Here is a 12,611-nt window from a genome sequence, read left to right as displayed (position 1 = left end):
CATGAAAGGTTACTCTATCTTCCTGATTTACTCTGCTCTTGTCTGCGCGTGGTCCCTTGTGCACAGTACGGCTCTATACAACCCGCTGCTCGTTGTATTTACTCTGCTGTACATGGCAAGCTTTCTCATCCCGCGGCCCCCTGGACATAAAACTGCGCAGTTCATCCTGCTTATGCTCTTCCACGTTGTCAGTTCTTCCGATTGGTGCCTGCCCCTTTACTTGCTGCATATGACACAATCCTACCGAAGCATGGCCAGACTGAAGACCTCGATCATCTGGAACATCACTCTAACGGCCGGCTACACTGCTATCGCGTTCAGCTATCAAGCATGGACCCTATCTGTAATTGGCAATGTCTTGTTCGAGGGGCTGAGCTGCTTTGCTCTCGCCTTCCTGTTCGGCAAGCTGCTGAAGGATATGGAGCTTCAGAAGCAATTGCTCGCTCATGAGAAAAAGCATCTCAGTACGCATGATCCGTTAACCGGATTGTACAACTTCCAGGAGTTTCACCGGCAGATGGAAGCTACCGTGGCCCAGCGCAAGCCTGTTGTGCTGATTCTGGCGGATTGCAAGGATTTGAAATCGCTGAACACGACCAACGGATTTCAGGGGGTTAACGATATTCTGAGAGAAGCGGCGCAGCTCTTGCTGATTATGTTCCCGGAAAGCCTTCTCATCAGCCGCTATGGCGGAGATGAATTTGCCATTGTGATGGAATCGCTGAATGCCCAACAAACGATAGACACCATCACGCAGATGCTGGCCTCCGAGTTTCATAAGTTAACCGGCATCGAAATGAATTTCGGGATAGCCTGCTTTCCGGAGGACGGATTGACCAAGGACGATATCATGTCCGCGGCGGAAAACCGGCTGTATATGATGAAGCGGGAGAGCTGGCTGAAGCGTGAGGAGCATATGCTGCGCAGCGAGAAGCTGCGGGTCGTCGGAGAGCTGGCGTCGGGCATGGCCCATGAAATCCGCAATCCTCTAACAACGGTCAAAGGATTTTTACAAATATCCAAAGCGGGGAATTATAATATTGAGCCCTGGTATGACCTTATTATGGATGAAATTAACCGGATGAGTATGCTGACTGCCGAGTTCCTGCAATTTTCCAAGCCTCATGTGACCCAGTACCGGATTCAATCCATTCATAGTTGTATCCATCGGGTTATGTCCCTGCTTGATTCGGAGACAACCAGGCTCGGGCATAAAATTGTTTTTTTTCATGAGGAAGAAGATATCTATATGCTGATGGACCAGGACAAGATGCTGCAGCTGCTCTTGAATTTATCCAAGAATGCCCTCGAAGCGATGAATGAGCAGGGCTTTATCGAAATTCGCCTCTATGCTCAGGAGAGTAAAGCCGTCATTGAGATTTCCGATACGGGGAAAGGCATTCCCGAGGCCGAGCTGGACAAAATTTTTATCCCGTTCTATACGACCAAAGATTCCGGCACCGGCCTCGGCCTATCGATATGCCATAAAATTGTACAAGATCATGAGGGCATGATTGAGGTTGAAAGTATTGTCGGGATGGGCACCAAATTCACCATTACGCTGCCGGCCGTGAATCTGATCCGGGAGCGGGAAACCGGCTTTACGGAAGAGGCAGCGACCATTTCTTTATAAGTTCTCCCCACGCGTCCAGCTTCACCCTGGGCTCCGTGACATAGCTAAGCCACCCGACCGTAAGTCCGAGGAGCGCGCCGCCTGCAACCTCCACCGGCATATGGCCGAGACGTTCTTCGAGCAGCTTCTCACGCTTCTCATGATGATGGTCAGGATGATCTCTGACCAGATTCTGCACAGTCGCTTCGAGTTCATTGACCTCGCCGGCAATCTGTCCCGCATGGTAACGGATGCCCATCGCATCGAACATCACAATCAGGCCGAGCAGCGAAGCGACGGCGAAGGAATCCGACCGGAATCCATGCTTCAGTCCGATATATGAGGCCAGAGAAACCACACCGGCAGCATGCGAGCTGGGCATTCCGCCGGTCGCCATCAGATCGGTCCAGGACCAGTCCTCCCGGTCTTTAATCTTCGGAGATACTTTCAGCAGCTGTGCGGCTCCTATTCCTATCAGGGACGTCCATAACGCCCGGTTCATGCGCATCACCTCTTGCTTAGCATGAACCGGACGTTTTTGATCTATTCGAGCCACAGCTCCCTGCCGCGCTGCCAATAATTATGAGCCGGCGGCTGAATCGACGGGCATAGCTGCAGCGCCTTCTCATACTCGGCTTCGCTGCTGATCCGCAGCGAGAACGCCAGGTCGTCCCTCCATGCCGTCTCACCCTTCAATCCATCCAGCGGAACGGCATGGCACGCGATCCGCTCCAGCAACGCCTCCCATCTCGGCTCCGAGCTGCTTGACTCGATCATATCTCCCACTTTATGGAGACAAGACTGGCGGTAAATGCCATGGAGCGGGAATGCCGTCCCCCCCACCTCCGGCAGCGCCGCCTCCTCCTGAAACAACAGCACATGCTCCCAGAGCAACCGGGCTAATTCGGCTGATATGAATGGCATCGCACTGCCCGTTACCCACAGGTATGCATATTTGGATAAGGCCAAGGCAGCATGCAAGCCCCCCAGGGGACCCCGGTTAGGGAAAAAATCGGTTATAATTCGGACCGAACGGGGAACATGCTCCAAGTACAGCCGCGGCTCCTCCGTCACAATAATAATTTCTCCGCACAGCTTGCCCATTTCTCCAATCTGTCGTTCCAGCAGCGTCTCCGAGGCGAGCGGCAGCAGATCTGCGGTTGTACCGCGGATCGTTCGTTTCGTGCCTCCCGCCAAAATAACCCCGGTCAGCATCATCACTCACTTCCTCCGTCAAAGTTGAATGCTAAGCCCAACTATACACCCTCTCTGCAGGTTTGCATGTTAGCTAGATCACACTGCTACCAGCTTTACAAGAGATTGTGATGTGAATCACATCGCAATCCGCTCAGATCCGGTATGGTAGAAGCAATACGTCACAGACTCGCAATTGGAGCGGGAGGAACCTACTATGAGACACGCGGAGCAGCCGGAGCTGCACGTAGCCAATACGGAGTGCTTCTCCGAGGGCAATTTGCGCAAAATTCAGGAGATTATGTACGAGATGAAGGCAGAGGCCGGAAGCCATCTGTTCTGGGAAGGCGATCCTGCCGACCGGCTGTACTTCTTGAAGCAAGGCCGGATCCGGCTGACGAAAAGCAATGACGAGGGCAAGAGCTATATCCTGTATGTGTACAACAAAGGAGACATGTTCGGTCAGGTCGACCCGTTCGTTCATTCGCTGAATAGCTTCAATGCGGAGGTAACGGAGGACAGCACGGTAGGTGTCATTCAGCAGAAGGATCTGGAGGTTCTGCTGTGGCAGCATGGGGACCTTGCCGTAGAATTCATGAAGTGGATGGGCTTGATGCACCGGATGACGCAGACGAAGTTCCGGGATCTGATGATGTTCGGCAAGCCGGGTGCGCTATGCTCCACCCTGATCCGGTTATGCCATACGTACGGCAAGCAGCAGGGGGAGGATATCGTCATTACAAAAAAATTCACAAACAGCGAGCTGGCCGACATGATCGGCGCAACCCGCGAGAGCGTGAACCGGATGCTGGCGGATTTGAAAAAAAGTGGTATTGTCTCCATGCAGCAAAATCTCATTGTCGTCAAGAAATTAAACGACTTGAAAACGATCTGCCAGTGCGAAAATTGTCCAAAGGATATGTGCCGGATCTAGAACCGGGTCAGCATGGAGATAGGAAAGCTTGCTTCGGGGTCATCCCCCAGTCTTCCCCATGCCATGATTCCATTGAGATATTTCACTTCAAACGGAAGTTGAACGCCATCGACCTTGTACAGACCCGGACCGTAGTCGGCAGGATCGAGCAGATAAGCCTGGGCCGTCAACAGCTTACGCTCGGCTACGGCACGCTGGCTGGCAAATTCCGCTTTCTCCAGCTCTGACCGGGCTTGCCGGATCTCCTCCTGCAGCTCGCCCTTTGTCATCTGACTATATAGCTTTTTCATGCTTTCTATTCTCCTTATGCTAGATTGTAGAGCCTGCTGGCTCAGCTTCAAGTGCTATTCCTTTACAAATAAGACATACTTATAGCCAAAATCATGTCTGCTAAACGGTTTAATTGTCGGTTTGTGTAACATCTTTTTGGTCGAAATTCACAATAAAGAGTGATATAATTAAAGTATCCGATCATGAAAAGGAGGAATATCCCCAGTGACTACGGAACTGCTCTTTCAGAACAAAAAGATACCCGTCAGCTTTATATCGAGCGATCAGAAAGCGATTCCCCAATTAATCAGCGTGCTTGAGCGCACTTCTTCCCGTCCCTCTTCATCCATCCCGTCCGAACTCCAGCTTATCGACCGTATTGAGATCATCGGCAACAATGCCATCCTGCATAGCAAGGATACAGACATCAGCATCGAGCTGCCCCTTTATTAGACAGCCTATGGCAAGAAAGGCATTCAAGACGATTGCTATAGATACATAATTGCGCTATAGTAAAACTTGATCTCAACCTTTCCCAACATTCAGATGCCGAGGTTTTGTCTCTATGAGTCAGGATAATAAGCGAAGTTTTTTCCGCCTTGCCTTGTCGCAGCCTTTAGGTGCCGAGCTGAAGATTATCGGTGCCGAATGGATTGACAGCACTTTCAAACAGCATAAAGCCGCCATTGTCGATATCAGTGCGGGAGGAGCCCGTTTCTACACGCCATCCCCGCTTCCGGAGCAGCTCGGTCTACTCGCTGAGCTGAAGTTCCAATGCCTTGGCAAGGAGCTGCGCCCCTACGGTATCATCGTGCGCGCTGTGTTGCCCGAACCTGGGCATTGCGAGTACAGCCTGAAATTCTCGCTCGATGATACCGATACATCGGATCTGGCCGGGACACTCAACCAGTTCGCGATCCGTCTGCGCAAGCAGACGCCGATGAGCAGCAGCAGCTTCCTGACGCCGGAGGAAGCCTCAGAGTTCGGGCCTCTATCAGCGTGCCTGGCCTGACAGTCCGACACTCAGATAACGCTTTCCCGAATCCGCATGCCCGATCCAGCTCCTGAACAGCTGCTGATCGGGTTTTATTTTATCATGCAGGTCCTTAAGCCCCAACACAGCCGCTTCCATCCCGTGCTTCCCGAAAGCCTCGAACAAGAAGCTTGTCCGCTCCTCACCGGTTTGGTTCTCATATAATTCGTCGGCAATCCAGCTTCGCTCCTCATCCAGCACGATGATATCCGTCCACATCGCAATGCGTCCATCGGGCTTCAGCAAGGAAAGCAGCAGCCGGTTGTAATCGGTAATCAGCGAATTGCGCAAATACGCCAGCGCGTCGAGCATCTGCCGGACGTCCCCTTCACTGTATCGGGACAAATAGGGATGAAGCTGCAGCAGCGCGTCCGGATAGAACAGCGGTGTATGTACCCCTGAGGATATGACCAGGGAAAAAGCCTTCTTCAGATGCGGAACCGCCTCGTACCTGTGCACCTGAAAGCTGGCATCCCGAATCCATGCCGAAATGTCGGATGCGGCTGCCCCTTCTAGCAGCAGCTCTTCGAATTTTTCGTAGAAAGACATCTGGTCCAGACAGGTATAATCGACGCGCGTCAATGAACGCAACCGATTCTGAACCGTCCCCCCTACAGATTCAAGCCACTCTTCGAGCATATTGTCCTCGGTGTCCAGCGCCGTTACCTGCTGAAAGTGCTTGGTCAAGCCCGGCAAATCGACATCCCCATGATTGCCCGCTCCAAGCACCACAGCCTTCTCCGGCAGCGGGAGCAGCGAGATCGAGTCGTCGATAAGCCGCCGGACATGATACCGGTGGGTCCCGTACTCATGCTCTCCCCAGTCCAGCCGCTCTTCTCCCGGCACCTCGTCCTCTACAAGCTCCGGCTGCGGCTGCTGGAGCCTCCATAGCCAATCCTTCATCACCCAGATCCTCCTCTATTCCATCTGTAGAATGGTTTGGTGCTATTATACCATACGGGCGGGGCGGGAACCTATCCTAGCACAACAGGAACATTCGTTCGAATTCAGGGTAGAATCTGACTGCCATGTAAGATACAATAGGTAGAGCCAGATAAGGAGGACCAACATGAGAATCAAGAAGCCCCTAGTCAGATTGTTTATGATTTTGCTTGTCGTGCTTGCCGCGTATCTGTACAAGGAAGAGGACTTTTTCCCTTCATCTATCCCGGCTACTGGTTCCGATGCAACGGCGACCGTCAAACTCGACTTTCCGTCGGAGCGTTACCCCGAGACGGGCAAGCATATCAAGGACGCCATCGCTGCCGGCAAATCAGATATCTGTACGATAGACCGGAACGGCGCCGAGAAGAACCGTCAGGAGTCCTTAAAAGGCGTTCCGGTCAAAAAGGGCTATGACCGGGATGAATGGCCGATGGCGATGTGCCGGGAGGGCGGCCGCGGGGCCGATATCCAATACATAAGCCCCTCCGATAACCGGGGCGCAGGCAGTTGGGTCAGCAATAAGCTGGAGCCGTATCAGGACGGCACCCGGGTTCAATTTATTGTGAAGTAAGCAAGCCCGGCTCCTAAGGACGGACTCGTCCTGTGAAACAATTACCGTTATCGGACGTAGAGTAAATCAAGGAGCTGATGCGCATGTTCTTCTTCTATTTTCTGTTCATTCTGCTGGCCGTTCTGAACATTGCCTTCCCGAGGTTCGGCTGGTATCTGCGGTACGGATGGATGGTCAAGGGCGAGTCCGAGCCCAGCGATGCGTATATCCTGATGAGCCGGATTAGCAGTGCGATTGTGCTGATTGTGTTTTTCTTTTTTATACTGGGAGGCAGGTAAGAGAAAGAGGCCATGCTCTGACAAGCATGGCCTCTTTCTCTTACTCCCCCAACCTGTTCAAGCCGTTTAATACCGGGTCTTCCTCAGACGCCGAGCCCTCCGGAAATCTTGAGCTCCGAGCCTGTGACCTGAGCCGCTTGATCGGATAATAGGTAGATCACGCCGTGGGCGATATCTTCGGCCGTCTGCATGCTGCCGGAAGGAATGTGCGTCCGCGCGAATTCTTGCAGCTCGTGCAGATCGGCCCCCCTGCTCTGGTGAAGCTCCAGTTCCCCTTCCGTCGCTACCCAGCCTACCGTAATCCAGTTGGACCGGATGCCGTATTTCCCGTAATTCCCCGCGATGTGGCGGTTCAAGGTGAGCAGCGCTCCCTTCGAGCAGGCGTAAGCTGCGAGGTCCTCAGATCCTTTATGCCCATGGATGGAGCCGATATGCACGATCGAACCGCCCCCGGTGCGCATCATGGACTCAATCGCATATTTGGAGCAAAAAAACGGGGCCTTCATATTCACGGCGAAGATCGTTTCATACAGCTCTTCCGTCGTCTCGAGCAGCGTTCCCCGCGGAAAGATGCCCGCATTGTTGACCAGCCCGTCAATCCGGCCGAACCGTGCGGCGGTCACTTCGATCAAGCGCTCGCAAGCCTCTTCGCTTCGAAGATCCCCGTGCAAGAAGTAAACGGTCGCGCCCGTTGCCTTGGCGATGTCCTCGGCGGTCTGACGGCCTTCTACGGGGTCGATGCCACTGATAACTGTCGTGGCTCCTTCGCTTGCCGCATTAAACGCAATCCCTCTGCCGATGCCCCTGGTGCCTCCGGTAACGACGATGACCTTATCCCGCAGCCTCATTCCTGCCCCCTCACCTCCAGGCCCATTGTCCGCTCTGCAGGATCAGCTTACGATATTCGGGATGCAGGAACGAATGCACATGATGCCCCGGCATCAAATAAACAACACGGCCCAAGCCATACTGATGTGCCCAAGCCGCAGGCCAGCTTGCCCCTTCATGCGTATATTCCAGCAGAACGGTCTTCTCCGTAAACGGATCGAAGTCGAACCGGTACGGCTCCTCATCCATGGCAAAGGCCTGGATGCCTTGCATAATCTCGTGATCCGCTCCACCCGGTGGAAGGGTGAATTCAAGCGGAGCATACGGCGGATGCCCGGTAAACTTGGCACCAGCCAGCTGAGTCAGCTCGTACCTGGCTTGCAGCGAGATGCCATTGTGGATGATAAGCAGCCCTCCGCCCCCGCTTACATAAGCAAGCAAGCTGGCCGTTTGAGCCGGGGTTACTTGAACTCTCCAGCTGTCCGTATACGAGATGCACAAATCATAGGAGCTAAGCTGTTCCGGCTCAAGCTGTGTGCGGTCTTCAGTGCTATGAATGTTCAGATGCCCTTGAAACACGTCGATGATCTCCTGCTTCACCGCCTCAAGCGGATGATAGCTGGCATTCGTGTCGTCCCCTATCAGCAAGGCGTTTCTTTGGTTGGTCATTGGTTTCTGCCTCCTTGTCATATCTATGGATTACCAGCTCATGGCCGTTCCTTTGTAATCAAGGAAGGCCGGATGCTGCGAAATCTCCTCGCTGCTTTGATACTGCTGAATCGTATGGATGATATGGCCGGCTGATTCTGCGGCTGAAATATCGGCATTTTCATTCAGCTTACCGCTCATATACGATTTCATCCAGCCTGGATGGATGACGAGCACCCGTCCGCCCTTGCTTCTTAACTGGTTATGGACGATATTGGACTGAACATTCAGCGCTGCCTTGGACATGCAGTATCCATACCAGCTCTCCCGCCACGTTTGATTGATTTGACCGGCCTCGGAGGAAATGTTGACGACCAGCTTATCCTCGCCTGCGATCAGCAGATGGCTTAGCGCACTGGTCACCCGGAGTGGTCCGAGCGCGTTGACGTTGTACATTTTCATAAATACTCCAAGATCCAGCTCGCTGAAAATTTCGTAATCCTTGCCTCCTGCGATTCCCGCATTGTTAATCAGCAGATCCAGCTTCCCCGTATGCTCAGCGATCAGCTTACCCGCAGACTTCACGCTCTCATCGTCGGAGACGTCCATCTCGATAGGAATTAGTCTGCCGCCGTGTTCCGGGACCGCCCTGTCCAGCCAATCCCATTCCTTTAAAAACTTCCCTGCGAATACCGTATATTCCTGCTCGAGCAATTGTTTAGTTAGCTCGAAGCCAAGTCCTCTGTCCGCTCCCGTCACACAAGCTAGTTTAGTCATCGCTATTCCTCCCTGATATATCTCCTGTCATTAGGCTTGCAGCATTGACTTTTTCTTTCTGTATTCCACGGGTGTCGCCCCATTGTACGCTTTAAAAATTTTGATAAAATAGCTTTGGCTATCATATCCGAGACATTCGCAGATGACGCACATCGGCTCCTGGGTCAAGTCCAGCAGCTCCTTCGCCCTCTCCATTTTCATACGGGTGACATATTCGATGAAGGTCTCTCCCGTCTCCCGCTTGAACAGACGGCTGAAGTAGCTCGGGTTCAAATAAAGCTGCTCTGCCATTTCCTCCAAGCTGATGCGTTTATCGAGATTGACGGCGACGTACTGCAGCGCATCAAGCACAGACTTGCATTTGCTTTGATCCGCGATCTCCCCGGTCAACGACATGATGCTGCGGAAGCAATCGTTCAGCCATCGCTCTAATTCGAATAAAGTGCCGATTTCCAAAATATCCTTGTGCAGCACGTCCATCGAATAATGGGAACGAAAATACTGCAGTGATTGCAGCTTCAGCTTCAGGTCAAGCAGCAGCTTCAGTACCCAATCCTTGGCGATTTCCGGCGGACATATCTGCTCCCTGATATACCCCATCCACCACTGGACGGCTTGCTTCAGCTCCGTTTCCTTCTTATCGACAATCAGCTCCCGCAGCTGCTCGCTCGCCTGGTCGTACAAGGCGAAAATATCCCCTTTGCCGGCAGCTGAGGCGGCTTGTCTAGCGATCGCGCTCTCTTCCATGTAGAAGCATTGCGCTTTACTGTCGAGCAGCCCTCTGAGACCGCTCCTCAGCTCCTCCGGGCTGCTGCAAATACCTCCGATGAGCCAGCTCATCGATATTTTCAAGGTACGTCGTATCTCCTGCTGGATAGCGCTCATGAGCCGGGTCGCTTGCTCATACGGGCTCACCTTAAGCGACGGGGTAAACAAATGAAGCATAAAGCTTGTCCTGGTTCCGTAATTCGCATGAACCGTCCTTAAGCCCGTCTTCGCCTGCACTTCCATGATGATATTGGTTATGGCGAAGCTTAACGTCTCTTCCGTTCCAAAACGCTTCACAGCGCCCTTGTAATCGGTTATAAAACCCATGACGGGCAGGCAGGCCGCTCCTTCAAACACGAGATCGAAAGCCCGGGCCTCCGTTTCCCATTTGACCCGGTCCCAGATCGGCTCATGAATCGTATGACGGATAAACTTCTCCTTCATCATTTCCTTGCTGCGGTCCACGAGGCTCAGCAGCTTCGTCTGCTCCATGTCCAGCTTCTGCTCATGCTCCAGACTTGCCTTGAACTGAATGAGCAGCTTCTCCAGGTCGGACGGATCAAATGTATCTTTGAGCAAATAGTCTTGAACGTGCAGCTTGACCGCCTGCTGGGCATAATGAAACTCATTGTGGCAGGACAAGACGGCCGCCCGGATGTTCGGCTTGCGGTCCTTCAGCGCCTTGATGAGCTCCAGACCGTTGAGCTTCGGCATGCCGATGTCGGTAATCAGGATGTCGGGCATTTCCTGCTCGGACGCTTCCAGCGCGCTGGCGCCATTCTCATGAACGCCAATCAGCCGCATACCGTGCTTATGCCAATCTATCACGCCGGACAACAGCTCCAGAACAGGATAATCATCATCGACCAGCATCACTTTATACATCGCTTCGCCCCTCCGCTTCCTTGGGCACATACATCGCCACCGTTGTGCCCTGCCCGATCTCGCTGTCCACCTTCATCTCAAAAGCGTCGCCAAACGTCATCCGCATCCGTTCGCACACATTGGCGAGGCCGATGCTGGAGAGATGCTGTCCTGCTTCCTGTTCCTCCCCTGCTCCAATAGCGCCTGTCAGCATTCTCTGGCGAAGAGCGGCCAGCTTATGCGTCTCCATCCCCTGCCCGGTATCTTCCACAACAATGACAAACTGCCGCTCGTTGGCATAGGCCCTCAGAGTGATTGTGCCTGCGCATTGGTTCAACCCGTGCAAGAGAGCGTTTTCAATGACCGGTTGAAGGAAGAACCGCGGAACCTTCTGCATAAGCACGTCTGCAGCGACATCGATCTCCAGATGTACCTTTTCCTTCTGCCGCATATCCATCAGCTGCACGTAATGGATGATGATTTCAACCTCTTCATGGAAAGGAATGAGGTCTTTGTCCTGGGAGATCGTCATCCGGAGCAGCTTGGATAGCGAGCTGATCATCTCGGCGCTATCCCGGTCCCCTCGTCCCATCACTTTCATCCGGATCGAATTCAGCACATTGAACAGAAAATGCGGATTGATCTGCGCCTGCAGCATAGCCAGCTCCGCCTTGCGCTTGCGCGCCTGCGTCAGCGTAATCTCGGCGATCATATCCTTGATGCGGTCCAGCATCTGGTCGATGGAGATGCCGAGCAGGCCGATCTCATCATTCCCACGGATGTTCGACCTGACCTCCAGATTGCCCCGCCGCACCGTAGCCGCAACCCGGCCCAGACGAACAAGCGGCTTCGTAAAGGCTCTCAGCAAATAAAGCAGCAGCAGCAGAAACACGATAAAGGAGCCAAGCTGAAAGATAAACATCTTCTTAAAAATCGAATCGACCTTGAAAATGGCCTTCTTGTACGGGGAGAACGAGACAAGCTTCCAGTTGGTCACACCCAGCTGACGGGTTGTGAGCAAGTAGTCCTCAGCATCGATCGCAATAATATCTTTGCCTCCCGCCTCAAGTGCCTGCTTGACATAAGGAAAGTAAGTGCCGATTTTACGGCTGTCCCGGTGGGATAGAACACGGTCCGACGCATCCAGCAGCAGCGTCTCCTGATCGGGCGACAAATTCTTCAAGATCGGGTTCAGCTGATTTTCCAAGACCGTCACGATCACGTAGCCGTAGATCTCCAGGCTGCCCTGGCGCAGCGTCCGGGCTACCGAAATCTGATAATCATTACGGACGAGCCTCTCCGATAGGAACGAGGTGGGCGTGGTGCCGACCCAATACGATTGAAAACCGTTTAATCCCTCCAGCTCTCCGAACCAAGGCTCCTTGAAGATCAGCTTCGGATTATACTCATAAGCCGGATAATTCGTATAATACATCCCGTTGGTCAGCAGGATGGTTACAAAGCATTTTTCCCCAACGACCGTAATATTGCCGATCTTGCTTGTGATTTTGGAAACGTCCGTAAACTGCTGGTAGTCGGCATCCTCGCCCTCGTAGGGGGTGCCTGCTGCGTTTTTTTTCAGAATGGCGTTAATTTCAGCATCGATCTGAATGTAATTGGCGATGTACAGCATGAATTTCATCGTATTCGTGACATAGCCGTCCACCAGCTTCAGCGACTCGTTGGCATTGGATACCGCCTGTTCCTTGACGGTGTCTCGTGTTAAATAATTGTAAATCAAAATCGTAATACAGGCCGGAATCAGAATACATCCGATTGATGCGATCATTAATTTAAAGCGAAGCGTGCGGGGCCGCAGTAAGCTAGACCAATCGTTGCGCATAGGCGATCCTCCCTCATGATGCAAGGGAGCCGTGACTGTCACTGCC

General features: G+C 53.0%; 15 protein-coding genes. 6 read left to right on the top strand and 9 right to left on the bottom strand.

The features are described 5' to 3' along the window. The first annotated feature begins 1 nt into the window (after nucleotide 1). A complete protein-coding gene (locus tag WMW72_RS18160) occupies nucleotides 2-1,633 on the top strand; it encodes an ATP-binding protein (RefSeq protein ID WP_341416938.1) in 1,632 nt (543 codons plus the stop codon). Here the strand turns inward: WMW72_RS18160 and WMW72_RS18155 are convergent. Further along, a complete protein-coding gene (locus WMW72_RS18155; protein ID WP_341416937.1) occupies nucleotides 1,602-2,114 on the bottom strand; it encodes a divergent PAP2 family protein in 513 nt (170 codons plus the stop codon). The two genes, WMW72_RS18160 and WMW72_RS18155, sit on opposite strands and share 32 nt — an antisense overlap. Nucleotides 2,115-2,155: 41 nt before the next feature. After that, nucleotides 2,156-2,830, bottom strand: a complete 675-nt coding sequence (gene mobA, locus WMW72_RS18150) for a molybdenum cofactor guanylyltransferase (RefSeq protein ID WP_341416936.1) — start codon at nucleotides 2,828-2,830, stop codon at nucleotides 2,156-2,158. A gap of 193 nt (nucleotides 2,831-3,023) precedes the next feature. On the opposite strand from mobA, the gene WMW72_RS18145 reads away from it, so the two are divergent. Continuing rightward, nucleotides 3,024-3,740: a Crp/Fnr family transcriptional regulator gene (locus tag WMW72_RS18145; protein WP_341416935.1), complete on the top strand. Its 717-nt coding sequence runs from the start codon at nucleotides 3,024-3,026 to the stop codon at nucleotides 3,738-3,740. Here WMW72_RS18145 and WMW72_RS18140 read toward each other — a convergent pair. Continuing rightward, complete coding sequence (locus tag WMW72_RS18140; protein ID WP_341416934.1) at nucleotides 3,737-4,030, bottom strand: DUF1811 family protein; 294 nt, start codon at nucleotides 4,028-4,030, stop codon at nucleotides 3,737-3,739. The two genes, WMW72_RS18145 and WMW72_RS18140, sit on opposite strands and share 4 nt — an antisense overlap. A 205-nt stretch (nucleotides 4,031-4,235) precedes the next feature. Between WMW72_RS18140 and WMW72_RS18135 the strand changes: the two genes are divergently transcribed. Then, on the top strand, nucleotides 4,236-4,463 hold the full coding sequence (locus WMW72_RS18135) for a hypothetical protein (protein WP_341416933.1): 228 nt from the start codon (nucleotides 4,236-4,238) through the stop codon (nucleotides 4,461-4,463). Nucleotides 4,464-4,575: 112 nt separating this feature from the next. Then, nucleotides 4,576-5,022: a PilZ domain-containing protein gene (locus WMW72_RS18130; protein ID WP_341416932.1), complete on the top strand. Its 447-nt coding sequence runs from the start codon at nucleotides 4,576-4,578 to the stop codon at nucleotides 5,020-5,022. Here WMW72_RS18130 and WMW72_RS18125 read toward each other — a convergent pair. After that, nucleotides 5,005-5,946: a hypothetical protein gene (locus tag WMW72_RS18125; RefSeq protein WP_341416931.1), complete on the bottom strand. Its 942-nt coding sequence runs from the start codon at nucleotides 5,944-5,946 to the stop codon at nucleotides 5,005-5,007. The two genes, WMW72_RS18130 and WMW72_RS18125, sit on opposite strands and share 18 nt — an antisense overlap. Nucleotides 5,947-6,112: 166 nt before the next feature. Between WMW72_RS18125 and WMW72_RS18120 the strand changes: the two genes are divergently transcribed. Continuing rightward, entirely contained in the window at nucleotides 6,113-6,559 is a 447-nt protein-coding gene (locus WMW72_RS18120; RefSeq protein WP_341416930.1) for a NucA/NucB deoxyribonuclease domain-containing protein, read from the top strand. 83 nt (nucleotides 6,560-6,642) lie between these two features. Continuing rightward, nucleotides 6,643-6,837 (top strand): DUF6199 family natural product biosynthesis protein, encoded by a 195-nt coding sequence (locus WMW72_RS18115; RefSeq protein WP_341416929.1) that lies wholly within the window; start codon nucleotides 6,643-6,645, stop codon nucleotides 6,835-6,837. An 83-nt stretch (nucleotides 6,838-6,920) separates the two neighbouring features. Here WMW72_RS18115 and WMW72_RS18110 read toward each other — a convergent pair whose 3' ends face one another. The 5 genes from WMW72_RS18110 to WMW72_RS18090 are packed head-to-tail and all read right to left on the bottom strand — an operon-like array spanning nucleotide 6,921 to nucleotide 12,565. Next, the gene (locus WMW72_RS18110) at nucleotides 6,921-7,685 is read right to left on the bottom strand and encodes an SDR family NAD(P)-dependent oxidoreductase (RefSeq protein ID WP_341416928.1); all 765 of its coding nucleotides are present in this window, start codon (nucleotides 7,683-7,685) and stop codon (nucleotides 6,921-6,923) included. 10 nt (nucleotides 7,686-7,695) lie between these two features. Continuing rightward, nucleotides 7,696-8,334 (bottom strand): ThuA domain-containing protein, encoded by a 639-nt coding sequence (locus WMW72_RS18105; protein WP_341416927.1) that lies wholly within the window; start codon nucleotides 8,332-8,334, stop codon nucleotides 7,696-7,698. Between the two features lie 30 nt (nucleotides 8,335-8,364). Further along, the gene (locus WMW72_RS18100; RefSeq protein ID WP_341416926.1) at nucleotides 8,365-9,090 is read right to left on the bottom strand and encodes an SDR family NAD(P)-dependent oxidoreductase; all 726 of its coding nucleotides are present in this window, start codon (nucleotides 9,088-9,090) and stop codon (nucleotides 8,365-8,367) included. Nucleotides 9,091-9,120: 30 nt separating this feature from the next. After that, nucleotides 9,121-10,743, bottom strand: coding sequence for a response regulator transcription factor (locus WMW72_RS18095; protein ID WP_341416925.1), 1,623 nt, complete (start codon nucleotides 10,741-10,743; stop codon nucleotides 9,121-9,123). Continuing rightward, nucleotides 10,736-12,565, bottom strand: coding sequence for a cache domain-containing sensor histidine kinase (locus WMW72_RS18090; protein ID WP_341416924.1), 1,830 nt, complete (start codon nucleotides 12,563-12,565; stop codon nucleotides 10,736-10,738). The genes WMW72_RS18095 and WMW72_RS18090 overlap by 8 nt, the downstream gene beginning before the upstream one ends. Between the last annotated feature and the right edge of the window lie 46 nt (nucleotides 12,566-12,611).

It is taken from the genome of Paenibacillus filicis (assembly GCF_038070315.1).
Lineage (GTDB): Bacteria > Bacillota > Bacilli > Paenibacillales > NBRC-103111 > Paenibacillus_G > Paenibacillus_G filicis.
The sequence above is the reverse complement of the archived record's forward strand: the minus strand, read 5'-3'. Positions and strand labels throughout refer to the sequence as shown.

Excerpts from the sequence above, each read along its gene's own strand:
- WMW72_RS18160 (WP_341416938.1), top strand. The coding sequence starts at position 2 with ATGAAAGGTTACTCTATCTTCCTGATTTACTCTGCTCTTGTCTGCGCG.
- WMW72_RS18155 (WP_341416937.1), bottom strand. The coding sequence starts at position 2,114 with ATGAACCGGGCGTTATGGACGTCCCTGATAGGAATAGGAGCCGCACAG.
- mobA (WP_341416936.1), bottom strand. The coding sequence starts at position 2,830 with ATGATGCTGACCGGGGTTATTTTGGCGGGAGGCACGAAACGAACGATC.
- WMW72_RS18145 (WP_341416935.1), top strand. The coding sequence starts at position 3,024 with ATGAGACACGCGGAGCAGCCGGAGCTGCACGTAGCCAATACGGAGTGC.
- WMW72_RS18140 (WP_341416934.1), bottom strand. The coding sequence starts at position 4,030 with ATGAAAAAGCTATATAGTCAGATGACAAAGGGCGAGCTGCAGGAGGAG.
- WMW72_RS18130 (WP_341416932.1), top strand. The coding sequence starts at position 4,576 with ATGAGTCAGGATAATAAGCGAAGTTTTTTCCGCCTTGCCTTGTCGCAG.
- WMW72_RS18125 (WP_341416931.1), bottom strand. The coding sequence starts at position 5,946 with ATGAAGGATTGGCTATGGAGGCTCCAGCAGCCGCAGCCGGAGCTTGTA.
- WMW72_RS18120 (WP_341416930.1), top strand. The coding sequence starts at position 6,113 with ATGAGAATCAAGAAGCCCCTAGTCAGATTGTTTATGATTTTGCTTGTC.
- WMW72_RS18115 (WP_341416929.1), top strand. The coding sequence starts at position 6,643 with ATGTTCTTCTTCTATTTTCTGTTCATTCTGCTGGCCGTTCTGAACATT.
- WMW72_RS18110 (WP_341416928.1), bottom strand. The coding sequence starts at position 7,685 with ATGAGGCTGCGGGATAAGGTCATCGTCGTTACCGGAGGCACCAGGGGC.
- WMW72_RS18105 (WP_341416927.1), bottom strand. The coding sequence starts at position 8,334 with ATGACCAACCAAAGAAACGCCTTGCTGATAGGGGACGACACGAATGCC.
- WMW72_RS18100 (WP_341416926.1), bottom strand. The coding sequence starts at position 9,090 with ATGACTAAACTAGCTTGTGTGACGGGAGCGGACAGAGGACTTGGCTTC.
- WMW72_RS18095 (WP_341416925.1), bottom strand. The coding sequence starts at position 10,743 with ATGTATAAAGTGATGCTGGTCGATGATGATTATCCTGTTCTGGAGCTG.
- WMW72_RS18090 (WP_341416924.1), bottom strand. The coding sequence starts at position 12,565 with ATGCGCAACGATTGGTCTAGCTTACTGCGGCCCCGCACGCTTCGCTTT.